This is a genomic window from Paenibacillus sp. FSL H8-0317, assembly GCF_045040685.1.
Taxonomy (GTDB): domain Bacteria; phylum Bacillota; class Bacilli; order Paenibacillales; family Paenibacillaceae; genus Paenibacillus.
The window spans coordinates 4,211,522-4,237,369 of record NZ_CP150294.1 but is presented as its reverse complement, the minus strand read 5'-3'; the positions used below and the strand labels follow the sequence as shown (position 1 = coordinate 4,237,369).

20 protein-coding genes are annotated in these 25,848 nt (G+C 44.7%); 16 read left to right on the top strand and 4 right to left on the bottom strand.

The window, feature by feature from the left end:
- Window positions 1–91 precede the first annotated feature (91 nt).
- Window positions 92–826: an esterase family protein gene (locus MHB43_RS18805; protein ID WP_017688071.1), complete on the bottom strand. Its 735-nt coding sequence runs from the start codon at window positions 824–826 to the stop codon at window positions 92–94.
- A gap of 256 nt (window positions 827–1,082) precedes the next feature.
- On the opposite strand from MHB43_RS18805, the gene pdhA reads away from it, so the two are divergent.
- The 9 genes from pdhA to MHB43_RS18760 all read left to right on the top strand — a co-directional run bounded on the left by pdhA (window position 1,083) and on the right by MHB43_RS18760 (window position 13,251).
- On the top strand, window positions 1,083–2,150 hold the full coding sequence (gene pdhA, locus MHB43_RS18800) for a pyruvate dehydrogenase (acetyl-transferring) E1 component subunit alpha (RefSeq protein WP_017688072.1): 1,068 nt from the start codon (window positions 1,083–1,085) through the stop codon (window positions 2,148–2,150).
- A 101-nt stretch (window positions 2,151–2,251) separates the two neighbouring features.
- Window positions 2,252–3,229, top strand: coding sequence for an alpha-ketoacid dehydrogenase subunit beta (locus MHB43_RS18795; RefSeq protein WP_405117702.1), 978 nt, complete (start codon window positions 2,252–2,254; stop codon window positions 3,227–3,229).
- A gap of 176 nt (window positions 3,230–3,405) precedes the next feature.
- Window positions 3,406–4,728 (top strand): dihydrolipoamide acetyltransferase family protein, encoded by a 1,323-nt coding sequence (locus MHB43_RS18790; protein ID WP_091029377.1) that lies wholly within the window; start codon window positions 3,406–3,408, stop codon window positions 4,726–4,728.
- Between the two features lie 3 nt (window positions 4,729–4,731).
- Window positions 4,732–6,147 carry a dihydrolipoyl dehydrogenase gene (gene lpdA / locus MHB43_RS18785; RefSeq protein WP_221821637.1) on the top strand — a complete coding sequence of 472 codons (1,416 nt, stop codon included), beginning with the start codon at window positions 4,732–4,734 and terminating at the stop codon, window positions 6,145–6,147.
- A 476-nt stretch (window positions 6,148–6,623) separates the two neighbouring features.
- The gene (thyA, locus tag MHB43_RS18780; protein WP_339177114.1) at window positions 6,624–7,418 is read left to right on the top strand and encodes a thymidylate synthase; all 795 of its coding nucleotides are present in this window, start codon (window positions 6,624–6,626) and stop codon (window positions 7,416–7,418) included.
- A gap of 50 nt (window positions 7,419–7,468) precedes the next feature.
- Window positions 7,469–7,957 carry a dihydrofolate reductase gene (locus MHB43_RS18775; protein WP_036613663.1) on the top strand — a complete coding sequence of 163 codons (489 nt, stop codon included), beginning with the start codon at window positions 7,469–7,471 and terminating at the stop codon, window positions 7,955–7,957.
- 617 nt (window positions 7,958–8,574) lie between these two features.
- On the top strand, window positions 8,575–10,062 hold the full coding sequence (locus MHB43_RS18770; protein ID WP_221821631.1) for a glutamate synthase subunit beta: 1,488 nt from the start codon (window positions 8,575–8,577) through the stop codon (window positions 10,060–10,062).
- Window positions 10,063–10,294: 232 nt separating this feature from the next.
- Complete coding sequence (locus MHB43_RS18765) at window positions 10,295–10,786, top strand: Fur family transcriptional regulator (RefSeq protein ID WP_036613667.1); 492 nt, start codon at window positions 10,295–10,297, stop codon at window positions 10,784–10,786.
- Between the two features lie 125 nt (window positions 10,787–10,911).
- The gene (locus MHB43_RS18760) at window positions 10,912–13,251 is read left to right on the top strand and encodes a DNA topoisomerase 3 (RefSeq protein ID WP_405117701.1); all 2,340 of its coding nucleotides are present in this window, start codon (window positions 10,912–10,914) and stop codon (window positions 13,249–13,251) included.
- A gap of 35 nt (window positions 13,252–13,286) precedes the next feature.
- Here the strand turns inward: MHB43_RS18760 and MHB43_RS18755 are convergent, their stop codons facing one another.
- Entirely contained in the window at window positions 13,287–14,051 is a 765-nt protein-coding gene (locus MHB43_RS18755) for an HAD family hydrolase (protein ID WP_221821627.1), read from the bottom strand.
- A 49-nt stretch (window positions 14,052–14,100) separates the two neighbouring features.
- On the bottom strand, window positions 14,101–15,021 hold the full coding sequence (locus tag MHB43_RS18750) for an ArsR/SmtB family transcription factor (RefSeq protein ID WP_405117700.1): 921 nt from the start codon (window positions 15,019–15,021) through the stop codon (window positions 14,101–14,103).
- A gap of 206 nt (window positions 15,022–15,227) precedes the next feature.
- Between MHB43_RS18750 and MHB43_RS18745 the strand changes: the two genes are divergently transcribed.
- The 5 genes from MHB43_RS18745 (at window position 15,228) to MHB43_RS18725 (ending at window position 20,756) form a co-directional block, all read left to right on the top strand.
- Window positions 15,228–16,418: an MFS transporter gene (locus tag MHB43_RS18745; protein WP_339177102.1), complete on the top strand. Its 1,191-nt coding sequence runs from the start codon at window positions 15,228–15,230 to the stop codon at window positions 16,416–16,418.
- A gap of 83 nt (window positions 16,419–16,501) precedes the next feature.
- Window positions 16,502–17,227: a phosphonate ABC transporter ATP-binding protein gene (locus MHB43_RS18740; protein ID WP_091020744.1), complete on the top strand. Its 726-nt coding sequence runs from the start codon at window positions 16,502–16,504 to the stop codon at window positions 17,225–17,227.
- Window positions 17,228–17,249: 22 nt separating this feature from the next.
- On the top strand, window positions 17,250–18,569 hold the full coding sequence (locus MHB43_RS18735) for a hypothetical protein (RefSeq protein WP_221821621.1): 1,320 nt from the start codon (window positions 17,250–17,252) through the stop codon (window positions 18,567–18,569).
- Window positions 18,562–19,260: a response regulator transcription factor gene (locus MHB43_RS18730; RefSeq protein WP_017688086.1), complete on the top strand. Its 699-nt coding sequence runs from the start codon at window positions 18,562–18,564 to the stop codon at window positions 19,258–19,260. Before MHB43_RS18735 ends, MHB43_RS18730 begins: the two co-directional genes overlap by 8 nt.
- Entirely contained in the window at window positions 19,257–20,756 is a 1,500-nt protein-coding gene (locus tag MHB43_RS18725; RefSeq protein ID WP_339177097.1) for a HAMP domain-containing sensor histidine kinase, read from the top strand. The genes MHB43_RS18730 and MHB43_RS18725 overlap by 4 nt, the downstream gene beginning before the upstream one ends.
- 114 nt (window positions 20,757–20,870) lie before the next feature.
- Here the strand turns inward: MHB43_RS18725 and MHB43_RS18720 are convergent, their stop codons facing one another.
- The gene (locus MHB43_RS18720) at window positions 20,871–22,094 is read right to left on the bottom strand and encodes a glucose-1-phosphate adenylyltransferase (protein ID WP_339177094.1); all 1,224 of its coding nucleotides are present in this window, start codon (window positions 22,092–22,094) and stop codon (window positions 20,871–20,873) included.
- Window positions 22,095–22,287: 193 nt separating this feature from the next.
- Between MHB43_RS18720 and glgB the strand changes: the two genes are divergently transcribed.
- Both glgB and glgA read left to right on the top strand, forming a co-directional pair.
- On the top strand, window positions 22,288–24,294 hold the full coding sequence (gene glgB, locus MHB43_RS18715) for a 1,4-alpha-glucan branching protein GlgB (RefSeq protein ID WP_405117699.1): 2,007 nt from the start codon (window positions 22,288–22,290) through the stop codon (window positions 24,292–24,294).
- Entirely contained in the window at window positions 24,291–25,730 is a 1,440-nt protein-coding gene (gene glgA, locus MHB43_RS18710; RefSeq protein ID WP_405117698.1) for a glycogen synthase GlgA, read from the top strand. The genes glgB and glgA overlap by 4 nt, the downstream gene beginning before the upstream one ends.
- Window positions 25,731–25,848: the final 118 nt, after the last annotated feature.

The following is a 25,848-nucleotide window of genomic DNA, read 5'->3' as shown; positions in this document are numbered from 1 at the left end:
ATCCTGCTTCTTTTTCAGATTACAATTGTAAGCGGTATCATTAAAATGAAAAACAATAGCGGCATTTCAGCCGCCTGTTAAAGTGGTCCTTTTATCTTTCCTGGAGAAAATAAAGTAATGCTTCGGGCAATTCCTTCTGCCAAAAACCCCATTGGTGTTTTCCGTCTTTCTCCTGGTAGGAGACGAGGGCACCACGTTTTTCCAGCAATTCTCGAGTATCCCGGTTTAATTGAACAAAATTATACGTACCCGTGTCTGCCTCAAAATCAGTCTCCTGCAAACCAACGATCATCCAGATCGAGAGCCAGGACAGATCTTCAGCTGCGGCATAGATTTCCTGTGAAGCAGAGTAGAAGGCGCCAGACATGCTGATCACACGTGTGAACAGATCCGGATATAACAGAGCAAGATGAAGCGAAACACTGCCACCGAGCGAATCTCCGGCAAGAATGCGTTCCTGCGGAGAACGGCGTACAGGATATTTCTCTTCTATATAGGGAATAATCTCTTCAGCGAAGCAAGCAGTATATGCCTTGAACCGATCTCCAAATGGAGCATATTCCTGCGTTCTCACAGACACATCGACCTGAACCCCTACAATAATGAAAGGTTCGGCTCCTTCGTCCAGAATAATTTGGTTAGCTGTTGTAGCAATTCGTCCGAAATTAAAAAATTCTTCGCCATCCTGACAATAAACGACAGGGTAGCTAAGCAATTCGTTATAGCCTGGGGGAAGGTAAATACGGAGCGTTCGCTTCTCTCCGAGATAGCGACTTTCAATCTCTTCCTTCACAATCGTGCGTTTCAAATAGCGGGAATCCGTCATAAAACGTCACCTTTCTCGGTTAATTTTTTGCATTCGACCGCGCAATACGGTAAGATTACCCTTGTGCGGGGTTAGGTCAAACACGCAATCATGTATTATGCTGTTATACCAATATTAAGCCCCTGTTATACATACAATCCGGCAGGAAACATAAAAAAATTACGGATTTCTTTGACGTATGGAGTGAAACAGGTGTATAATAATATTATAACAGCGGAACTTGATATTCAAATTTTTTGTTGAGGTGAAGAAAAAAATGAGCAAGGTTCCTTATGAAGTGTATACAGAGGATGTAGAAGCTCTGTCCGTGCTGTCTCCTGACGGCGAAATTGTTAACAAAGACATGATGCCTACACTTTCCGATGATCAATTAAAAGAAATTATGTACCGCATGGTATTTACCCGTACTTGGGATGACCGTGCAGTAAACCTGGGCCGTCAAGGTCGTCTTGGTTTCTATGCTCCAGTATCTGGTCAAGAAGCTACAATGGTTGGTAGTGAATTTGCAATTGAAAAAGAAGACTTTGTATGTCCTGGCTATCGTGACATTCCGCAACTCGTATGGCATGGACTTCCTCTTTATCAAGCATTCTTGTACTCCCGTGGACACCAACATGGTGGACAAATTCCAGATGGCGTTAATGTATTGATGCCACAAATCATCATTGGTGCACAAATTCTGCATGCAATGGGTATCGCTATGGGTTACAAATTGAAGAAACAAAAACAAGTTGTTATCACGTACACAGGTGATGGCGGTTCTTCTGAAGGTGACTTCTATGAAGGTCTGAACTACGCTGGTGTATACAAACTGCCTGTTATCTTCTTTGTACAAAACAATGGTTATGCCATCACAACTCCTTTTGCTAAACAAACAGCAGCTCTGTCCATCGCTCACAAAGCGGTAGCAGCAGGTATCAAAGGTGTTAAAGTTGACGGTATGGACATCTTCGCTGTTATCAAAGCTGTTCAGGAAGCTGCTGAGCGTGGACGTAACGGAGAAGGCGCAACATTGATCGAAGCAGTAACATACCGTTTCCGTCCTCACTCCCTTTCGGATGATGCTTCCAAGTATCGTACAAAAGAAGAAGAGGCAGAATGGTCTGCTAAAGATCCTATCGCACGTTTCGCTAAATATCTGGAGAAAAAAGGTCTTTGGACTGAAGAAGATACAGCACGTGTGAAAGAAGAAGCTAAAGCTAAAGTAAATGAAGAGATCAAAAAAGCGGAAAAAACCGAGAAAATGACGATTTCAGGCTTGATCGACAGCATGTTCGAACAAACGCCTAAGCACTTGGAAGAGCAAAAAGCTGATTTCCAATAAGTTTTTTCCGATAAAGCATAAACATCCGCGACTTTAATGTCCCGGTATACATGTACGAATTCAAATGTGAACTGTCAATGTTTAAGGAGGAAATGAAGCAAATGGCACAAATGAACATGAAAGAAGCAATCCGTGATGCGCTTCGCGTGGAGTTGAAACGTGATCCTAACGTTCTGCTTTTCGGTGAAGACGTAGGTAATGTAGGCGGCGTTTTCCGTGTAACGGAAGGTCTGCAAAAAGAGTTTGGCGAAGAGCGTGTATTCGATACTCCACTGGCTGAGTCCGCTATTGGTGGTCTGGCTGTAGGTCTGGGTGTACAAGGCTTCCGTCCGGTTGCTGAGATCCAATTCGTTGGTTTTATCTTCGAAGCCCTTGACCAAATGGTAGTGCAAGCTGCTCGTATGCGTTTCCGCTCCGGTGGAAAATACAATTCTCCAATCGTATTCCGTACACCATTCGGTGGCGGCGTAAAAGCGGCAGAATTGCATACAGATTCCCTGGAAGGTCTGCTCACGCAAACACCAGGTATCAAAGTCGTTGTTCCTTCCAACCCTTACGATGCAAAAGGTCTGATGATCGCTTCTATTCGCGATAACGATCCTGTATTCTTCATGGAGCACTTGAACTTGTACCATGCTTTCCGTTCAGAAGTGCCTGAAGAAGATTACGTTGTTGAGTTGGGTAAAGCGAACGTTGTTCGTGAAGGTTCCGATGTAACGATCATTACTTACGGTATGATGGTTCACACTTCTGTGAAAGCAGCAGATGAACTCGAAAAACAAGGAATCAAAGTTGAAGTTATCGACCTTCGTACGGTTAGCCCGATCGACATCGATACTATCGTTGCTTCCGTTAAGAAAACAAACCGTGCAATTGTTGTACAGGAAGCTCAAAAGAGCGCAGGTGTTGCAGCTGAAGTCATTGCCCAAATCAATGAAAAAGCAATTCTGCACTTGGAAGCACCGGTTCTGCGTGTAGCTGGTCCGGACACTGTATATCCATTTGCACAAATCGAAGATACATGGCTGCCTAACCCGGCGCGTATCGTTGCTGCGGTTAACAAAGTCGTAAATTTCTAATTTAATCATCTGACATGCCGCAAGGCGCAGTATGGTGATTCACACCGCAGCGCAAGCTGCACTGTAAACAGCCATTAGCCCCTTGAGTAACAGTTATTTGCATTAGCAGTAACAGTTGTTTCTTGGAGTTAAGGGTTGTTTTCAGGATTGAGCACATAATCAAGGAGGTTTTTCAGTTGGCTAAATTTGAATATAAATTCCCTGAATTGGGCGAAGGCCTGCACGAAGGCGAAATCATCAAGATGCACATCAAAGTCGGTGACAAAGTAACTGACGACGACATCATCATGGAAGTACAGAACGACAAAGCGGTTGTAGAAGTACCTTGTCCGGTTAACGGAACAGTTACAGAAGTATTCGCTAAAGACGGTCAAGTCTGCCACGTTGGTGAAGTTGTAGCGATCATCGATGCAGAAGGCGAACTTCCTGAGCAAGACGACGCTCCTGCTGGCGATCAAGGCGAGCAAGAGAAAGATGCAGCTCAAGGCGGAGCTGACACAAGTGGTTCTTCTGCAGCAGCTTCCAGCTCGGATGCAGCTAAAGAAGGCGGCAACAACAGCGTTCCGGCAGTACCTGCCAAAGACGTTCTGGCAACACCAAGCGTGCGTAAATTTGCTCGCGAACAAGGTGTAGACATCGCTCAGGTTAACGGCACTGGCAACAACGGTAAAGTAACCAAAGAAGATGTTGAATCCTTCAAAAACGGTGGCGGTTCTTCCGCAGCGGCATCTTCCGAAGCTCCGGCTCAAGAAGAGAAAAAATCCGCAGCACCAGCAGCGGCTGCAGCTGATCAATACCTTGAAGAAGAGCGCGTACCATTCAAAGGTATCCGTAAAGCAATCTCTAATGCAATGGTTAAATCGGCTTACACAGCACCTCACGTTACAATCATGGACGAAGTGGACGTAACTGAATTGGTTGCTTTCCGTACTCGCATGAAACCAATTGCAGAGAAAAAAGGAACAAAAGTTACTTATCTGCCATTCATCGTTAAAGCACTGGTTGCGGCTTCCCGCCAATTCCCGGCTCTGAACGCTATGATTGATGAAGAAGCTAACGAAATTGTTTACAAAAAATACTACAACATCGGTATCGCTACAGATACAGACAACGGTTTGATCGTTCCTGTTATCAAAGATGCTGATCGTAAATCCATCTGGATGATTGCTGATTCTATCCGTGATCTGGCTGCTCGTGGTCGTGAGGGCAAATTGAGTGCGAATGAAATGAGAGGAAGCACAATCTCCATCAGTAACATCGGTTCTGCTGGCGGTATGTTCTTCACTCCAATCATCAACTTCCCTGAAGTTGCTATTCTCGGAACAGGACGCATCAGCGAAAAAGCAGTGATCAAGAACGGCGAAGTAGTTGCAGCACCTGTAATGGCTCTTTCCCTGAGCTTTGACCACCGTATCATCGATGGCGCAACAGCACAAAACTTTATGAATTACATTAAACAGCTGCTCGCTAACCCTGAGCTGCTTGTTATGGAGGTGTAAGATATGGTAGTAGGCGACGCTTCTCTCAATATCGACACATTAGTAATTGGTGCGGGTCCTGGCGGCTATGTAGCTGCCATCCGCGCTGCTCAACTGGGCCAAAGCGTATTGATCGTAGACAAATCCGAACTGGGCGGTGTTTGTTTGAACCGTGGATGTATTCCATCCAAAGCCCTGATCTCTGCTGCACACCAATATGAGTCTGCACTTCACGGTGAAGCTTTTGGTATCTCTGCTGAGAACGTAAAAGTGGACTTCAGCAAAACTCAAGAGTTCAAAAACGGCGTTGTTAAGAAAATGACTGGCGGCGTAGCTGGTTTGCTCAAAGGCAACAAAGTTGAAGTTTTCAACGGTGAGTGCATGTTCATTAACGAAAACGAAGCTCGTGTATTTAATGACCACGAGTCTCCACGTTACAAATTTAAAAATGCAATTATTGCAACAGGTTCCCGTCCAATCGAACTGAAACCTTTCCCGTTTGGCGGACGCATTCTGTCTTCGACAGAAGCTCTGAACTTGCCTGAAGTACCAAAAAGCATGATCGTTATCGGTGGCGGATATATCGGTGCTGAGCTTGGTCAAATGTACTCCAAATTCGGTTCAAAAGTAACAATCATCGAAGGTTTGGATACAGTACTGCCAGGTTTCGATAAAGACATGACTAGCCTTGTGGCTAAAAACATGAAGAAAACAGGTATCGAAATCGTTACGGGTGCAAAAGCAGAAAGTGCTGAGCAAACGGACAAAGACGTAACTGTTAAATATTCCGTAAATGGTGAATCCAAAGAAGTTACTGCAGATTACTTGCTGGTGACTGTTGGACGTCGTCCAAACACGGATGGAGAACTTGGTCTCGACATGATTGGTGTTGACGTTGACGAGCGTGGATTTGTCAAAGTTGACCACCAAGGTCGCACAAGCATTCCTCACATCTTCGCAATCGGTGATATCGTATCTGGCTTGGCTCTGGCGCACAAAGCTTCTTATGAAGGTAAAGTGGCTGCTGAAGCAATCGCAGGACAACCATCTGTAGTTGACTACAAATGTATGCCAGCTGTTGTGTTCACAGATCCAGAGTGTTCCAGCGTAGGTTACACTGAAAAAGAAGCTAAAGAAAAAGGTTACAAAGTAAAAGCTGGCAAGTTCCCTTATGCGGGTAACGGCCGTGCTGTATCTTTGAACCACGCTGAAGGCTTCGTGAAAATCGTAGCTGACGAAGAAAGCGGCCTTGTATTGGGTTGCCAAATCGTAGGTCTGGAAGCTTCCAACTTGATTGCTGAGCTTGGTTTGGCAATTGAGATGGGCGCAACTTTGGAAGATCTGGCTCTCACAATTCACGCTCACCCAACTTTGGGCGAAATCGTGATGGAAGCTGCGGAATTGGTTATGGGTCACCCGATCCACATCATCTCCCGTTAAGATCATCTAAGCTTCGGATCCGTCCGGCATTATACGTATATCAGAAGAGACGAATAACGTTAACGCGTTATTCGTCTCTTTTTTCTGAGCAAGAGCCGAGAAATTTAAGATACTTGTGTATGTAATATGATGAAAATTTACACGCTCATAAGTTTCAGTAAATTGATTTTATCCAACTTCTGAATTGTGGTACACTGTAGTAATGATCAGTCATGATGTGGCTCCAAGCCAATCACGGTCTATGTATTTAGTTAACTAACCTTTTACACGAGAACGTAGAGGACAGAAAAAATCTGAAGAAGCGGAGCTAAAAGCTTTCTGAAGGAAAGCTGCATCGGAAGCATACGCTTCGCCTTTATCCCCGGATTTTACCTTTGGAAAAGGAATTCAAAAAAATTTGGGGATAACAGCGATCGGAAGGTTGTTCTGTCATCGGAGTGGTAAGTGTAAATATTCTTTAGTGAGGGGATATCAACATGAAAAACTATCTCGATTTATTGCAGGATATTCTGAACAACGGCGTGCATAAAGGAGACCGTACAGGAACGGGGACACAATCTGTATTTGGCAGACAACTCCGTTATGATCTCTCCGAAGGATTTCCGCTGGTAACAACCAAACGAATTCATCTCAAATCGGTTATTCATGAACTGTTATGGTTTTTGAGTGGCGATACGAATATATCTTATTTGAAAGAAAACGGTGTGAAGATCTGGGACGACTGGGCGGACGAAAATGGAGATCTTGGACCGGTATATGGTTCGCAGTGGCGTACATGGGAAGCACCAAACGGAGAAAAAATTGATCAGATCGCCGCAGTGATTGATTCGATCAAAAATAATCCGGATTCGCGTCGTCACCTTGTCAGTGCATGGAATGTGGCTGAGATCAACAATATGAAACTTCCACCTTGTCATTTTGCGTTTCAGTTTTACGTTGCAGAGGGTAAATTATCATGTATGCTTACGATGCGTTCCGTGGATACGTTCCTCGGGTTGCCGTTTAACATCGCGAGTTATGCGCTCTTGACTCATATGATCGCCCAGCAATGTGATCTTGAGGTGGGTGATTTCATCTGGTCTGGAGGGGATGTTCACATCTACTCTAACCATGTTGATCAGGTTAAAACTCAGCTGGAGCGTGAACCTTATGCTTTACCTAAGCTGGTAATCAAACGTAAGCCGGATTCTATTTTTGATTATACGTTTGAAGATTTCGAGTTTGAGAACTATCAGCATCATCCGGGCATTAAGGCTCCAATTGCAGTCTAATTATGTGTTCAATCTCGATAAGAGACTTGGATTGAAGGAGTGTATTACCCTTGAGTATTGAACTGGTATGGGCAATGGGGGAGAACGGTGTGATCGGATTGAATAATTCGATTCCATGGCGTTTACCCAAGGATATGGCCTTTTTCAAACAACGTACGCTGAACAAAACAATTATCATGGGACGCAACACATGGGAATCTTTTGGTGGTAAGCCGCTTCCTCAGCGCCGTAATATCGTAGTGACAAGAGATCTGAACTACAAGGTGGAACAGGCTGAAATCGTACATACGATTGAAGAAGGGCTGAGTGTAACCAAAGGTGAGGAACTGTGCGTAATTGGGGGTTCCCAAGTGTATCGTGAGTTCCTGCCACTTGCAGATCGTCTTGTGGTGACCAAGATTCATGAGAATTTTGAGGGAGATACGTTTTTCCCTGAAGTGGATTGGTCCGAATGGGAACTGATTGAACAGATTGAAGGCGAACAGGATGAAAAAAATGTTCATGCGTATACATTCGAATTTTACGAACGTAAACGGTAAATGTGGCATAAGAAATTCCTGACTTCGGTCGCATTTGTATGATGAGAGGCGCTGATTGCGAAATATTCGTGAACAGCGTCTTTTCTTTTATAAAAAAATGAGTCACTTGTTTAAACTGGAATAACATATAACATTAATATAACATAAGTAATTGGTATTTATGTATATTATACATACGCTCAAGCATTAAATAGTAAAAAAGTGTAAAAATTTTGGGGTTTTAACGTTGTGAAGCCCTAAAACAGGTCTGATATTCGGAATTGAGAACGATTTATAGCAAAATATGTTGGATTTGATGACAAATTATCTGACATTTACTTAACGTTTCGACAGTTTATTTCTTTAACACACAACAGATTCCGCAGTTCAAAACCACATTAAACACCAAAATAAGGGTATTGACCATGGGTAGACTTGAAAGATATGATGTATAAAATACAAATAATTATGCGGATAATCCATTTAATATTCAGCACAGTAAATGCTACTATAATTGAAATATCTTCGAGAAGATTTTGTGATACAATAGACAAAAACTCAAGTAATGAGTAATCCATTTCATATAGAACCATGCACATGAAGGGATTAAGACAAGAACGGATGGGGGAAAACGTAAGATGTCTACACCTACTGGATTTATGGAATACAAACGTCAACTGCCAGCAGATCGTGAGCCAGCGGAGCGGATTAAGGATTGGGAAGAGTTTCATAAACACATGGCTGAAGAAGAGCTCAGAACACAAGGTGCACGATGCATGGATTGTGGTACCCCGTATTGCCATACAGGTATAGATATGATTGGCGGCACGTCAGGTTGCCCCGTGCATAACCTGATTCCAGAATGGAATAATCTTGTATATCGCGGACTGTGGAGAGAAGCACTTGAGCGCCTTCACAAAACGAATAATTTCCCAGAGTTTACAGGTCGCGTCTGTCCAGCTCCTTGCGAAGGATCATGTACAGTTGGCTTAATTGGTCAGCCTGTAACCATCAAAACGATTGAAGAAGCAATTATTGAAAAAGGTTTCGAAGAAGGATGGGTCGTTCCCCAACCTCCTGAAAAACGTACGGGTAAACGTGTAGCTGTGGTAGGTTCAGGTCCAGCGGGATTAGCTACTGCGGCTCAGTTGAATAAAGCAGGACACTCGGTAACCGTATATGAACGTTCGGACCGTGTCGGCGGATTGCTGATGTACGGTATCCCAACGATGAAATTGGATAAAAACGTAGTTCAACGTCGTGTTGATCTGCTCGAAGCAGAAGGCATTCAATTCATTACGAACACCGAGATTGGTAAAGATATTGCAGCACAACAACTGGTGGATGAATATGACGCTGTTGTATTGTGCGGTGGTGCAACGAAGCCGCGTGAATTCAATATTGAAGGCAGCGACTTGAAAGGCGTTCATTACGCAATGGATTTCCTGAATGGCAGTATTAAGAGTTATCTGGACTCCAATCTGGAAGATGGTCAATATCTGTCCGCTAAAGATAAAGATATTATCGTCATTGGTGGCGGTGATACAGGATCTGACTGTGTGGCTACATCGCTGCGCCATGGTTGTCGTACGATCACTCAATTCGGTACGCATACACAAGCGCCTATGGAACGTGATCGCATTAATAACCCTTGGCCGCAATTCCCGAACGTATACACACTTGATTATGCGCAAGAGGAAGCCAAAGCGTTGTTTGGTCAAGATCCGCGTGAGTTCTCCATCATGACAACAAAATTTGTCGGAGACGATGAGGGGAACCTCAAAGAATTGCATACAGTACAGATCGAGCGTATTGTGGATGAGACTGGTCGCAAGATTTATCAGCCGATTCCAGGTACGGAGCGTGTATTCCCGGCTCAGATGGCCATGATTGCCATTGGTTTTGATGGACCAGAACAAACGTTGGTAGAGCAACTGGGACTTGCAACAGATCGTCGCACAAACGTTAAGGCACGTTACGGCAAATACAACACCAATGTGGATAAAGTATTTGCAGCAGGTGACATGCGTCGTGGTCAAAGTTTGGTTGTATGGGCAATTAATGAAGGCCGTGAGGCTGCTCGTGAAGTGGACAAATACTTGATGGGTGCTTCGGTTCTGGTGTAAAAGTATAGAACAAGATATCAATGACAACCTTCGCGATCAGCGAGGGTTGTTTGCTGTCTATTGAATAGAAAAGACTACATATTTCACGTAAGTGTGAGCAATAGCATTGCTTTTTAGGTGATAAAGATTTATTATTATATTATAATGATTATAAATAAGGATTCACTGAAACCAAGAAATTCGTACGTTAAAAGTAAAATTTAATGAATATAAACCGGAGGTGCGACCTGCTATGGCAAGTAACCGGGACAAGTCCATTTCAGAACAGATCTTTCACATTAAAAATCAATTGGTTGAAAAAGGATATAAGTTAACACAACAACGAGAAGTTACTGTACGTGTATTGCTTGAACATGAGAAGGATCATTTTAGCGCAGAGGAAGTATTCCTGCTGGTTAAGGAGCAGTTCCCTGAGATTGGATTGGCTACCGTATACCGCACTCTCGAACTGCTGAGTGACCTTCAGGTCGTTGAAAAGATTAACTTTGGTGACGGCGCTGCGCGCTTTGATCTGCGAAGTACAGACGGTTCCCATCACCACCATCATTTGATCTGTACAGAATGTGGTAAAGTGGAAGAGATTATGGAAGATGGTCTGCTTCGTTTGGAACAACAAATCGAGCGTCAGTATGGCTTTGCTGTTACGGATCATCGTCTGGATTTCCAGGGTGTATGCAAAGAGTGCAGACAAAAACATGTATTAAAGGAACAAGCAGCAGGATAATTCATTTCGGGAAGGTGCTCCCGAATCCAAAATCTGATATAATGAGTTTCAGAAGCAAGGGGCTTCCGTCGGCGGAATGCCCCTTTTTGCCGTCATGCGGACGGTGAAGGAGGAGAGATGGACGGATGAAGACACTGGTTATAGCGGAAAAACCCGACATGGGTCGAACCATTGCCGCCGTCATAGAACCAAAGGCCAAGAATAATCGCACATATCTGGAGGGTGAGCATTACATCATCACTTGGGCGATAGGGCATTTGCTTGGACTGGCTGAACCGGATGCCTATGATACAAAGTACAAACGCTGGAATATAGCGGATCTGCCGATTATACCCGATCAGTTCAAGATTGTACCCAATCCGAGGACTAAAGATCAGCTTAAAATGATTGGAGAACTGGCAAAACGGGCTTCAGCGATCGTTAATGCTTGCGATGCAGGGAGAGAAGGTCAGTACATCTTCGCTCTCATACAACAGCAATTGAAGCTGCGTCAGCCTGTAAAGCGTTTATGGATATCGGATTTGACGGCAGAGAGCATTAGACGTGGTTTTGATGGTCTGAAGGATGCCTCTGAATTTGAAAATTTGACCCATGCTGCTCGCGCCAGAAGTGAAGCCGATTGGCTGATCGGCATGAATGCCTCACGGGCGTTTACAACCCGCCATAATGCATTGTTGTCTGTAGGCCGTGTTCAGACGCCGGTACTCGCGCTAATCTACGATCGGGAAATAGAGATTGAAGCGTTCCAGTCACAGACCTTTTATGAAGTAGCCGCCTGGTTTCGGCAGGAAGGTGTCGAGTACCGGGGACTGCGTCAGGGAGATAAGTTGACCGATGCGGAGGCAGCAGAGGCCATTGCAGCCAGTGTGAAGGGCAAAACAGGGCAGATTACCAAATACGAAGCGAAGCAGACAAAGGAGTATCCGTATCGTTTGTATGACCTGACCCTTTTACAGCGTGAAGCCAATGCCAAGTTCGGATATGGTGCCAAAAAAACACTGGATATCGCACAGGCCTTGTATGAAAAACACAAGGTAATTTCGTATCCGCGGACAAACTCCAACTATGTTACAGAACAGAATATTGAAGGTATGCACAAAACGCTAAACCTGCTTAAAAATGGTACCTATAGTGAGCTTGCGCAAGGGGCCAAGCCAGAGCTTGTTCATAAGAATAATAAAGGGGTATGTAATCCAAGCAGGGTTGAAGATCACCATGCGATTTTGCCTACATTAAAGCGACCAGGTACCTTATCCAAGGATGAGCAAAACATCTATGATTTGATTGTCAGACGGTTTTTGTCTCACTTTTATCCTCCGGCGGAGTATAAGCAACATACCGTGCTCACCGAAGTGGAGAAACATCAGTTTAAGACATCTGTCAAAGAGCTGCTGTCCCTCGGATGGAAAGTGGTTCTCGGTTCTGGAGATCAGGAACAGGGCGGTGCAGGCAAGAAGAAGAGCAAGAAAAACGGCAATGAGGATGAGGAAGCTGAAGAGTGGACGGACAAGGCTTTTGCTGTACAACCTGAATTGCCTGTTCAATGTACGAAGAGTGAGTTCAAGGAGAAGGCGACCCAGCCTCCCAAAAGTTATACCGAGGGAACATTGCTGAAAGCGATGGAAAGTGCAGGCAAGCAGATCGAGAATGAAGAGCTGCGAGACGCGATGAAAGATAGTGGTCTAGGTACTCCGGCTACACGTGCGGCTACAATTGAGCGTCTTAAAAACGTAGGTTACATTACGCTGCAAGGGAAGAAAATGCAGTTAACGCTGAAAGGCAGAACAGCTATTGAGTTGATTCGCCGTGCAGGCGTAGATCTGTTAACTTCACCTGAGATGACCGGGCAATGGGAAAGAAGATTATATCAGATTTCCAAAGGTGAGGCGAGTCAGGACAAGTTCATGGAGAACGTCAAGAAATTCACCTTGTCCATCATTGAGAAAGTGCGTGTACAAGCCCCAGCCCCAGCAGATGCTTTTGGGGAAGATTCACGGGCAGGCAGGGGGAAAGGTAAAGGAGCCAGGACCCAGGCCGGCAATACAAGGACATCTGCCAAGACGGCTAGTGGCAGTTCAACTGTAAAAACGTCCCGTCAGACTTCGGCATCTTCATCGAGAGCCGGCAGTGGGAAAAATGCGACCACTAAGGCGCCGTCCTCAAGTGCGAGCCCATCGGGAGTGAGAGAGTTACTTGCACCTTGCCCCTCTCCTGGCTGCACGGGTCAGATTATAGAGGGCAAGAAGGGTTATGGATGCTCACGTTTCAAAGAAGGCTGTTCATTTGTAGTCTGGAAAGAGTATGCGGGCAAAAAAATCACCAGTACGATGTTAAAATCGCTGATTGAGAAGGGGAGTACGCAAGTACTGTCTTTCAAACGAAAAGACGGGAGTACGGTGAAAGCACGGATTATTTTACAGGACGTAGTAACAGGCAAATTATCTGGTGAGAAGCAGGATGCTTGATCTTAGTTAACAGTTAACATACAGCAAAAGGACCCTTAACCAAGGGTCCTTTTCTGTTGCTGCTGTTGTATATTTTCGTGTATGACTTTTGGTACCTCTTCCAGTGCAGTGATGGTATACATCGACGTTTCCGGATTAGGCTGAAGTTCTACGATGTTGTATTGCCATTCGTTCGGCTGTTTGATGTATATGCTGTGAATTCCGGCTTTTACAGCAGGCATGATATCTGTGCGTAGTGAGTTGCCAATCATCCATGTTGCACGACGATCAAACGGTCCATTAGATAGAATGCCTTCGAGTGCCTCGACGTTTTTGTGTTGTCGGATATAGATCCGATCATCAAAATAAGCCGAGAGCTTCATCTGATCAATCTTGCGCTGCTGAATCACGGTTTCGCCGCCGGTATATAAGTATAGGGAATGTCCAGCACCTTTAAGGTTCTCAAGCGTTTCAACCATATGAGGGTAGGGTTCAACCTCCTGATCGTACACACTCATACCCAACTTGCTCAGATAAGACTCTTCTCTGGGAGAGGTTAATCTGGCGAACTTGCCGGAGAAATAACGATAGGTGTCAATCAGGGATTGCGGGAAATGATGACTCGCAAAGCCAAGCTTGTTCACTCCGGTTACATCAATCTCCAGTTGTTTTTCCCGAATCTCTTGTGTTGTCAGAGAATGTCCATCAAACCACTCTTGCATATTCTCAAAGAATTCTCCCAAAACCAGGTTGAAGTATTTGTTGCAATACACGAGTGTATCATCAAGGTCGAACATAATATGTTGTTTCATTATTTTCATGATCTAACTCACTCCTTGTTGCCAGTAACTCCACAATGGTTCAACTAAATTATATGCGAATATAGGATTCCAGGAACATATTCAATTCAGATACGCCATCCGGACGAATACTGTATTTCTCTTTACGATTACTTCCCAGCAGATGGGTTCGCAGCAGACCTGCGATGCGCAACGCCATAACCTGATCTTTGACCGTGTCTTCATCTTTACCCAATTCTTCACACATCTCAGCGAGGGATTTGGGTTCATCCGATACGTAACGAAGCAGGCGAAGTCTTTCAGGATCAGCCAGTGCATGGGTGAAACGTAAAAGGCATGTTGGTGGTTGGTCTTCGTTCTCTTCAGGTGCATCTACGGGATACTGCATGATCATCATACCCTCATAGAAGCAGTACATATTAATAGGGCGGTTATGCACCGTTGGAAACAGAATGACTTCGTTCAGTCCAGGCATCGGTTCAACAAGAACGCCAGCTGTAGCATATTCAATGAGCAGTTCAGATCCCATTTTTTCAAGCAAAACGCGTTTTTCTTCAGCATCTTCTTCGAGCCATACACGCTGATCTTCACTTATATTCTGACAGTAGTGTTGATCCCATAGTCGCAATAATGGGACATAGCTGTTCCGAATACGCGTAGATTCTTCTATGGTAAGGGCGGGCAGAAGAGGAGACACACGTGCATACAGGTCATCCGCTGTCATTCCGGCAAGCATGTCCAGAAACTCTTGATTCTCCTGCGTATCATTTTGATACGCAGCCCATGCAAACAGGACATCAAAATCATCAAATGGCCAAGTGGCAGCAGGTGCGAGCGCAGCTCGTACATTGGAACTTAGTTTGCCTTCCACTTCCAGAATCCATTCAGGACCTATATCCAGATGCTGAATCCATTTTTTCGTAACATAAACCAGAAAGCTGTTGAGCATTTCATATATCGGTGAAACATCAATTTTCACATGATAAGCCATATTGTTGCAGAATCCTCCCGTCACATCTAAGTGTACGCAGCGACTTAAGTACATTATGGCTTGTTTTGCAGGGCGTTGTCCACTATAATGTTCAAGTCCGGGGCAAAGCCCCGACTATGAATAGCAGTTCAAAACCATATGTATACCATACGAAAGTCGTCAGCGATGGCGATTTTTCTTTGTGTGCTCGCAGGAGGAATGAATTCGTGTCATCGATTACTCGCCCCAAACTATCACACTCGACAGCCAACTATCTGATTTTGATTACGGTTATTGTGGTAGCTGGAATTAGTCAGGGGCTTTTGCTGCCTGTGCTTTCGATTTTTTTGGAGCAAAAAGGGGTTTCACCAGGTTTGAACGGATTAAACGCCGCCGCGTTGTACGTTGGCTCTTTTGCCATGACTCTCGTTGCGGAGCGACTACTAGGTGCATTCGGGTTCAAAAAGCTGATTGTGGGTGGCCTGATATTAGTCATGGTCCCTTTAATACTATTTCCGTATTTACCAGATATTAAAATATGGTTCATATTGCGTCTGATCGTTGGAATAGGAGACAGCGCACTTCACTATGCGGCTCAGCTCTGGGTACTGCTTGTTACGGCACCTGAGAAACGTGGGCGCTACATATCGCTATATGGCATGTCCTACGGGCTGGGATTCAGTATTGGTCCGCTGGGAATTAAGCTGCTTGGCTTTGGTGATGCTGTCCCTTTCTGGGTATTGTTCGTATGTATGGCAGCAGTACTTATACTGGTATTAATGAAGCTTCCGAATACAAAGCCGGAAAAAGCAGAGCATGGCCAGCTTCCTGAACGGCGCTTCCGTCGTAGTCTGGCATGGGCTTGGTACGCACTGTTACCTGCTCTTCTATACGGATATATGGAGGCCGGCATGAATAGTAACTTCCCCGTGTATGGCCTGCGTATTGGGTTCGACACCGATCAGATTTCGTCGTTGCTTCCCTTTATTGGGATTGGAGGTTTGTTCCTTCAATTGCCTCTGGGGATGCTGAGTGACCGGTATGGGCGTAAAAAGATATTGATGTTTGCGGGAATCAGTGGGGGGATCATCTTCATGCTGGTTCCCGTCGCAGGTACGCATTTCTGGTGGACGCTTGTATTGTTAACAATCGCAGGTGGCCTGGTCGGTTCCTTTTTTTCGCTGGGCCTGGCCTATGCCGCAGATATTTTGCCTAAAGTGTTGCTGCCTGCAGCCAACGTTGTGGCTTCCTTTCATTTCACGATTGGAAGTATTATTGGACCGAATCTGGGTGGTCAGATGATCAACTGGATTTCACCCGGAAGCATGTTCACCTTGCTCGGAATCATGTATCTTCTTTTTGGCGTGGCAGGTATATTATTTCGTCGTAAACCGGAGTTCGAATCTGTGTTAAAATAGAAGCTGGTGTTCGCATGGAAATTGATGTCCATTTCCGAGTACACTAGTGGTAGGGAAAAACATGGACAAGAGGAGACATCGCGATGATCAGAGTAGAGAACTTGAGTAAATCCGTTGGCGTGGACCGCGTTCCCGTTCTACGGGATATTCGATTTGATATGCAACAAGGTGAGATGATAGCTGTAGTTGGTTCAAGCGGTAGCGGTAAAAGCATGCTGCTCAAATGTCTGGCTATGATGGAGAAATGGGATTCCGGCCGGTTTACGGTGGATGGCGCCGAGATTTTGAAAGAAGGCTGGTCCGGAAAACGGAAAATCAAACGGGAATGGGCATACTTGGAACAGAATCCAGAACTATTTCCCAGACGTACGGCTCTTAAAAATGTATTAATCGGACGATCGGGTCAGACTCCTGTATGGAGAATGGTAACCGGTATGGTACGTTCAGATGATTATATGGGTGCTATGGATTATCTCGAAGGATTGGGATTACTTGATAAAGCACATCAAATAGCAGAGAAGCTCAGTGGTGGCGAGAAGCAGCGTGTTGCCATTGCAAGAGCACTTGCTCATGGTGCCAAAGTGGTTTTGGCTGATGAACCAGTGATTGGTCTTGACCCGCACACAGCAGATTCGGTGCTGGAAACGCTGCGCAAATTATGTGAAGAAGAACGTGCAACAGTCATTGCAGTATTGCCTATTGAACTTGCTGAGAAACATGCCACGCGAATCTGGGGATTGGCAGACGGCAAGATTGCTTTTGATATTCGTGGACGGAGATTGACACAGCAAGAAAAAAACCAGATTTAAACTATTGAAAAGAGTGATGAGATTGTTTAATTCACGGTGGGGACGCTTTGTAGCAGCAGGAACAATGGCGATCATGCTTGGTTCTGTTCTAAGCGGATGCACAGTCATAAGTGACCCCAAAGGTTTGATGAGAAAACCAATGATGTCCACTGATAAGGAGAAACTGTACAACGTGGTTCAGGTTAAACTGCCGCCAGAGAGCACGTTGATTCGTCCCAAGGATATGAATAACACCAGTATGATTCGAGTAGAAGACCTGAATGGGGATGGAACTCGGGAAGCGATTGTTTTTTATGAGACACCAAATGAGAATGTGCGAATCCATGGCATGATTTTGGAAGAGCAGGGAGGCACATGGGTTAAAAAGCTTACATTTGATGTGCCGGGAAATGAGCTGCAATCCTTTAAAGTATTGGATATTACGAATGACGGAAATCCGGATATTATTCTTGGTGTAAGTCTGCAGGAGCAGAAGGCCCTGACTGCATATTCCTACAAGGGCGGGGCACTGGAGCAGGTCTTGGGTGGAGTTCCGTATAATCAATATATTATTGATAATGCGCAGGGGAACACGCTGGATTTAAGTGGGGATGGCAAGAGTGATTTTGTTATCATTTCGCTGAACAACAGCGGTTTTGCAACGATTGCGTTATACCAGTACGAAGATGGCAGCTTCAAGGAAGTGGATCGGGTGCAGACCGATTATACCGTTAAAGAAGTTTATAATGCGCTGGGCGGAGAGATCGCCGAAGGACAGATGGGCATTGTACTGGATGCTGAGCTGGATGATCGGAGTTCCTTCTCGCAAATTATGTATGTTAAGGATAACAAGTTAGTCAATGCTTTTAAATCACCGGATCAAACGTATAGAGATGACAAAATTTTAAGCGGTGATGTCGATAATGATGGTATTATTGAGTTTGGACTTAAAGAGACTCCGAAAGGCTGGGAGCATTATGTTTTTGACTCCAGGTTGTGGTTCTATACCTATTACCAATGGGATGGTAAAGAAGGCAAGAAATTTGTCTCGTTCCAATTCCGGGATGACGCTGATTTATTTCATCTAAATCTCAAACCAGAATGGTACGGTAAGATTACTATTGACACCAAATCGGAGAAGGAAAAATATATTCGATTTAAAATGATTGATACGGACGAAACCGTGGCAGAGATCAAATATTTCACCCTTTCCAAGTGGGAGCAGGAGAAGGGTAAAAGCTGGAAGGAAATTACGCGTACCAAAGATCGGGTTATTGCTTCACGAGTAGCACAATCAGAGGCGGGTAAAGATGCACTAAGCAATACTTCTCAGCTGAATAGAAAGGGAGAACTTAATGAGTAAAGTACTTATTCTTGAGGATGAAGAATCCATCCGCAGTTTTATAGTGATTAATTTAAAGAGAAACGGATTCGAAGTGCTTGAGGCGGGTGACGGCCATGAAGCGCTCCGCATACTGCAGACAGTACCGGATATTGATCTGGCTCTACTGGATGTCATGGTACCTGGTATTGATGGATTTGAGGTCTGTCGACGCATCCGTGAAACTAATGAACGTCTGGGCATCATCTTTTTGACCGCGAAAGTTCAGGAACAGGATAAAGTGTATGCTCTCTCCGTTGGTGCAGATGATCATGTCAGCAAGCCTTTCAGCCCAACAGAGTTGATTGCACGTATTCAGTCATTATTACGCCGTGTGAACGTGCATCGGGAAACTGCGGCAAAGGTTACGTTCCAGTCTGGGCCATTTTCACTGGATCTGATCTCGAAGCAATTCAAGAAACAGAATGAAGCCATTGAGTTGACTCCAACGGAGTTTTCCTTGATTCAGTTTTTCCTGGAAAAAGAAAATACACCGCTCAGCCGCGATGTATTGTTAGATCATGTATGGGGAAAAGAGTACATGGGTGATCCAAAAATTGTGGATGTCAACATTCGTCGTCTGCGTCAGAAAATTGAGAACAATCCTTCCGAGCCCGAATACCTGCAGACAGTATGGGGTCACGGGTACAAATGGAAGGGCCGGGAGCAATGATTAAAAAAGGCATTACTCGGCAGATCGTACTACATTATTTCTTTGTAGTTTTTCTCGCTCTGCTGTTGGTCGAATTCGTATTTATGTTGGCAGTTCAAAGGTATTATTATGAGAGTATCTACAATACGATTAGTACCCACATTTCTAATTCAAAGGACTTTTTCGAGCCAATCGCTCGTGAGAATACTACGGAGGATGGCAATAATCTATCTAGACTCCTTGTGAACTTGGCATTGTCCAATACTGAATTGGAAATTTTGGATCTGAACGGGCGCGTATTGGCGAGTTCGACTGCTTTTGAATCTGACCGTGCTGTGCTGCAAACCAGTGATATTATGCAGGCTCTGAATGGGGATATGGGACGCTGGATTGGAAGACAACCAGGTACTGGAGAATCCGTCATGGCCGTTTCACACAAGTTTGATCTGGGCGGCGAAAATACTTATGTTATTCGATATCTGACTTCACTCGAAGATGTGAATTCAAAGCTGTTGAATATGGGACTACTCGCCGCTGCGGTCGGTGTTGGCGTGCTTGCTATAGTATTGATCATCAGCGTTGGTATGGCAAATTCCATTGTACGTCCAATTAACAACATCACCGCAGTATCTGCCCAAATGGCCAGAGGACGGCTGGATGTCAGGGTTAAAGGGAATTATAAGCACGAACTGGGCGAATTGGCATCAACACTTAACTTCATGGCACATGAGATTGTGCGCAGTAATCAGATCAAAGATGATTTTATCTCTTCGATCTCACATGAATTAAGGACACCTCTGACCAGTATTAAGGGCTGGAGCGAGACACTGGACTCAGGCGGTTATGATCCGGAAGAGACCCGTATCGGTATGGGCATCATTTCCAAGGAAACCGAACGACTGATTGGACTTGTTGAAGAGATGCTGGATTTCTCCAAATTACAGCAGAATCAGATGAAGCTGGTTAAAGGAACGGTCAACATTCGTGAAATTGTACAGGAAACGATGTTGAATGTCTGGGCCAAAGCGGAACAAAAACAGGTCCATCTCAAGTTGGAAACGGACGAGACACGTGCTTATAATGTCCATGGAGACGGCAACAGACTGAAACAAGTCTTCTTAAACATTGTGGATAATGCGATCAAATTTTCACATGAGAATTCCTGGATCTTCTTGTCCGTTAAAGAGGAAAATGGTCAGATCATTGCAGCTGTTCAGGACACCGGTATCGGAATTAGTGAAGAACATCTAATCAAAGTACGGGACCGCTTCTTCCAGGTAAATCATCAAAATGGGGGAACGGGACTGGGTCTTGCAATTACACAAGAACTGGTAGAACTGCACGAGGGAACGATCACGATGCAGAGTGAACTTGGATCTGGTACAACCGTTACGGTTACGTTACCGGCTGTGTCTGAGGAGATGGGTCCAGAAGAATCTATAACCGCGTCTGGTGTTGCTGAAGTCACAGATGAGATAACAGCAAGCGATACAAAATCGGATATAGAAAAGTCTTAAGGTTTTAAAAGATAAGAGATTTTTCTACCTGACCCTCGAGCATGTTAAGCTTTATAACATCCATATCAACACAAAAAAGGTGAGCCATTCAAGGCTCACCTTTTTTGCATATTCTTATGAAGAAAGTTCACCTGTGCGCAGGCGCCCACTTTTCTCATATACTTCTTTCAAACGAACAGGTTGCGTGCGGACAGCCGGTTTGGCAGAGACGATCTCATTAGGTCCAACGACAACAATTTCATCTGCCGTACCTTTAACAATTGCACCGTCCTTGATTATTGCCCCTTCACCGATGATGGCGCGTTCGATGTGAACCCCACGGCCTATGCGTGCGTTAGGCATAACGACACTGTCTTTAACCTCAGAGCCTTTACCCACTTCTGCACCGCAGAAGATAACGGAACGCTCCGAACGACCTTCGATTGCACAAGAATCGTGAATCATGGAAGTAACATGTTCGATCTTTGTATGTCTTGCTTTGTAAGCACTTGGCTTGGAGCGCCAGTCGCGAGTAAACATCGGCCAGTTTTCTTTTTGCAGACTCCAGTCTTCGTCGTTGTGTAACAGATCCATATGTGCATCCCAAAGGCTCTTAACCGTACCTACGTCTTTCCAATAACCATTAAAGTTATAGACAAAGAGGGGATTATTTTCGTTCAACATTTGAGGAATAACATCTTTACCGAAGTCATGGCTGGATTCAGGGTTAGCAGCATCTTCCAAGAGATGGCGTTTCAGATAATCCCATTTGAACATGTAAATGCCCATTGAAGCCAGATTACTTTTTGGTTCAGCCGGTTTCTCGGCAAACTCGGTTACACGTAAATTCTCATCAGCAGCCATAATACCGAAGCGATGTGCTTCATCCCATGGAACTTCCATTACTGAAATCGTTGCTGCTGCATTATTAGCCTTATGAGCCTCCAACATCTCGCGATAATTCATATGATAAATATGATCACCCGACAAAATTAGAACATTTTCGGGGTTTTGCTGATCAATATAGTCAATATTTTTATAAATAGCATCCGCCGTTCCCAAGTATTCGTCATTTCCTGTATGATAAGATGGAAGTAAGGAAATTCCTGCCTGACTTGAGTTACCATGTCCCCATGGTTCGCCTTGACCAATGTGATCATGCAAAGATTCCGCTTGGTACTGCGTTAATACGCCTACAGTATCGATCCCTGAGTTTACGCAGTTACTGAGAGGAAAATCGATGATCCGGTAGTGCCCGCCAAACGGTACAGCGGGTTTTGCGATACTTGAGGTTAAAGGGGCTAATCGCTTCCCTTCTCCTCCCGCCAACAGCATAGCGATGCAATCTTTATTAAACATAATCGTTTCCCTCCCAAAATATTGTGCATTGTAGTACATCATTAACGCAAAGTAGAGCAGATGAAACGATTGTTACTGTAAAAATTCAGAAAAAAGACAACATTTTCTAAGACACCGCATTTTTCTTTTCAACTTGGCTAGAATGGGGTAATGGTTACTGTTATATCTATTTTCTTGAGAAGAAGGTGATCTCTTGGCCATTCAACCGTTGGCACACCCGGACATATTGCCGGAGCATATTTATTTATTTCATGAAGGTAACCTTCATCACAGTTATCGAATTTTGGGCGCACAGCCTGAGATCTGCGATGGCCGTCAGGGGTATCGCTTTACCGTGTGGGCACCAAATGCCGCAGAAGTAGGATTGGCTCTGGACCGTAATGGATGGAAAGGTGAAAAGGAACCTTTATATAAGATACCCGAATCAGGATTTTGGAGTCGTTTTTTTCCGGAAATTAGTGAAGGAACTTTATACAAGTTCCGTATATTAACGGAAGACGGAACAGAATTGCTCAAAGCCGATCCTTATGCGTTTCATGCGGAGGTTCGACCTCAGACAGCCTCTGTCACCAGTTCAATCGAAGGGTACAAATGGAATGATGGAGCCTGGAGACGCAAACAACGCGGGCTGTATAATAAACCCCTACATATTTATGAAATGCATATGGGAACCTGGAAGCGCAAAGAAGACGGAAACCTCTACAGTTATCGAGAGATGGCTGATTTGCTTGTTCCTTACTTATTGGAAATGAAATATACACATGTTGAGATGATGCCTCTTAGTGAGCATCCTTATGATCTTTCGTGGGGATACCAAAACACTGGATTTTACGCGCCAACAAGCCGTTACGGACAGCCCAAAGATCTGATGTATCTGGTGGATACACTACATCAGGCTGGAATTGGAGTTCTGCTGGATTGGGTACCAGCGCATTTTGCCAAAGATGCTCATGGGTTGCGTATGTTTGATGGTACGCCTTTGTATGAGTATGCAGACCCGATGTTAGCAGAGAAGCCAGGCTGGGGTACTCTTAGCTTTGACTACTCGAAACCTGAGATTCGTTCATTTCTGATCTCCAATGCATTATATTGGATGGAGATGTATCATTTTGACGGACTCCGTGTTGATGCGGTTACGAGTATGCTTCGGCTTGATTTTGAGAAGCAGCCAGGTCAATATCGTACCAATGATGAAGGTGGTCTTGAGAACAAGGAAGCTGTAGCTTTTTTGCAGCAGCTGAATCAGACGGTGTTCAAGTATTTCCCTTATGCATTGATGATGGCTGAAGAATCCAGTGCATGGCCAATGGTGACTTTACCTGTAGATGAAGGTGGTCTGGGCTTCAACTACAAATGGAACATGGGCTGGATGAACGATACGCTTGATTACATGGAATCTGATTTTCATGAGCGTCCTTCCAAACATCATTTGCTGACTTTCCCGGTCGTATACTCCTTTGCTGAAAATTATGTGCTACCTCTGTCACATGACGAGGTTGTTCATGGCAAAAAGTCGCTCCTCGACAAGATGCCAGGAACCTATGAGCAGAAATTTGCCGGCATGCGTGCTTTTCTGGGCTATTTTATGACTTTCCCAGGGAAAAAGCTGTTGTTTATGGGTGGAGACTTTGGCCAGTTCATCGAATGGAAAGATGAAGATCAACTGGACTGGTTCTTGCTGGATTATGACAGTCACCGCAATTTGCATAAGTTTGAGCGTGAGCTGTCTAACCTGTACTTGAGTGAAAAAGCTTTGTGGGAGCTTGATCATTCCTTGGACGGTTATGAATGGATCACTCCGGATGATCAGGACCAGAGTGTCATTTCATACGTACGCAAAGGAAAAAAACCTGCGGATACACTCCTTGTGCTCATTAACTTTCAGCCGGTCAAGCGGGAGCGTTACCGGATTGGTGTCATGCGTCCCGGTATGTATACCGAAGTACTGAACAGTGACCATTCCATTTACGGCGGTTCAGGCATTACTAATGATATGCAACTGCCTACCGAAAAGATTCCTTTTCATGGGCATCCGCATAGTCTCGAATTGGTATTGCCTCCGCTTAGCATCGTGATTCTAAAAAAGAACACGCGTCGGAAAACGGATGAATCGCCTTCGAGTATAACTTCCGTCAGTTCAAAAACGAAGAATAAGAATGAAAGTAATATGCTCAAACCGAAAAGGAGGACAAAGGCATGAATATTCTATTTGCTGCTGCTGAAGTACATCCATTTATCAAAACAGGAGGCCTTGCCGACGTAATCGGTGCTCTCCCGCTTGCATTGAAGAAGAGCGGGGCAGATGTCCGGGTGATTATGCCTAAATACAAGGGGATTCCCGATGAATATAAAGACGCGTTACAGCCCGTAATTACAACGGATGTGCCTCTTGGCTGGCGGAGACCTTATTGTGGAATAGAAATGCTGGTTCATGATGGGATTCCAGTGTATTTTGTGGATAATGAGTATTATTTTGGGCGTGATGGGGTGTACGGATATATGGATGATGGCGAGCGCTTCGCCTTCTTCAACCGTGCAGTGCTCGAAGTGTTGCCACAGATTGAGTTCAAGCCTGACGTGCTGCACAGTCATGACTGGCATGCAGGGATGATTCCTTTGCTGCTCGAAGCACACTACAGGCAGGATTCATTCTACAGTGATATGCGAACGGTATTCACCATACATAACTTGTTGTATCAAGGGGTATTCCCGCATCAGTTATTCAGTGAAATCCTGGAGCTGGACGATCGATATTTCACCGTGGATGGTGCCGAGTATTACGGTAATGTCAACTTCCTGAAGGCTGGAATTGTGTACGCTGACCATGTGACAACCGTTAGTCCAACTTACGCACAGGAAGTGAAAACATCTTATTACGGATACGGTCTGGACGGACTGCTCAGTTCACTTGGAGATCGATTCAGTGGGATTGTAAATGGCATTGATACCAAGAGCTACAACCCGGCTACAGACACCAAGATCCCGGTGAAATACAGAACAAGTCTGTCCAAGAAAACGGAAAACAAAATCGAGCTGCAAAAGGAACTTGGATTGCCTGTTCGACCAGATGCACCTCTTATGGTCATGGTCACAAGGCTTGTGGATTCCAAAGGACTTGATCTGGTCTGCCGCATCCTGGATGAATTGTTGTATTATGATGACATTCAATTCGCTGTACTTGGAACAGGGGAGCAGTCCTATGAACACTGGTTCCGTGAAGCCGCGAATCGTTATCCACTCAAAATGTCTGCCCAGATCAAGTTCAACGATGGGTTATCCCGTCGGTTCTATGCAGGCAGTGATATCTTCCTCATGCCATCCAGGTTCGAGCCATGTGGTATTAGTCAGTTGCTGGCTCTGCGGTACGGCAGTGTGCCTCTCGTAAGAGAAACAGGTGGTCTGAACGATACTGTGCAGGCATACAATGAGTTTAGCGGTGAAGGAAATGGTTTCTCATTTACCAGCTTTAACGCACATGACATGATGAATACCATTCGACGTGCGGAGGAGATCTACAAACAGCCAGAACACTGGAAGAAGATTGTGAAAAATGCAATGAACGGGGATTATAGCTGGGATGTCTCCGCCGATGAGTATATGAATATTTACCGTGGTATTGCTACATCGTCCGAATAAATATTATCACTCTAATGAGCCGCAGTATTCTACTGCGGCTGTTTTGCAGGCTTATGTCGGGGAATAGTAACATTTCCGTTTGTATTTTGCAGATGAAATGTGATTCATTCAAAACTTA

Coding starts and splice junctions, on each gene's coding strand:
- MHB43_RS18750 (WP_405117700.1), bottom strand. CDS start 15,021: ATGGCTTATCATGTGAAAATTGATGTTTCACCGATATATGAAATGCTC.
- MHB43_RS18805 (WP_017688071.1), bottom strand. CDS start 826: ATGACGGATTCCCGCTATTTGAAACGCACGATTGTGAAGGAAGAGATT.
- MHB43_RS18755 (WP_221821627.1), bottom strand. CDS start 14,051: ATGAAAATAATGAAACAACATATTATGTTCGACCTTGATGATACACTC.
- MHB43_RS18740 (WP_091020744.1), top strand. CDS start 16,502: ATGATCAGAGTAGAGAACTTGAGTAAATCCGTTGGCGTGGACCGCGTT.
- MHB43_RS18770 (WP_221821631.1), top strand. CDS start 8,575: ATGTCTACACCTACTGGATTTATGGAATACAAACGTCAACTGCCAGCA.
- MHB43_RS18720 (WP_339177094.1), bottom strand. CDS start 22,094: ATGTTTAATAAAGATTGCATCGCTATGCTGTTGGCGGGAGGAGAAGGG.
- thyA (WP_339177114.1), top strand. CDS start 6,624: ATGAAAAACTATCTCGATTTATTGCAGGATATTCTGAACAACGGCGTG.
- MHB43_RS18760 (WP_405117701.1), top strand. CDS start 10,912: ATGAAGACACTGGTTATAGCGGAAAAACCCGACATGGGTCGAACCATT.
- lpdA (WP_221821637.1), top strand. CDS start 4,732: ATGGTAGTAGGCGACGCTTCTCTCAATATCGACACATTAGTAATTGGT.
- glgA (WP_405117698.1), top strand. CDS start 24,291: ATGAATATTCTATTTGCTGCTGCTGAAGTACATCCATTTATCAAAACA.
- MHB43_RS18730 (WP_017688086.1), top strand. CDS start 18,562: ATGAGTAAAGTACTTATTCTTGAGGATGAAGAATCCATCCGCAGTTTT.
- MHB43_RS18795 (WP_405117702.1), top strand. CDS start 2,252: ATGGCACAAATGAACATGAAAGAAGCAATCCGTGATGCGCTTCGCGTG.
- MHB43_RS18765 (WP_036613667.1), top strand. CDS start 10,295: ATGGCAAGTAACCGGGACAAGTCCATTTCAGAACAGATCTTTCACATT.
- pdhA (WP_017688072.1), top strand. CDS start 1,083: ATGAGCAAGGTTCCTTATGAAGTGTATACAGAGGATGTAGAAGCTCTG.
- MHB43_RS18725 (WP_339177097.1), top strand. CDS start 19,257: ATGATTAAAAAAGGCATTACTCGGCAGATCGTACTACATTATTTCTTT.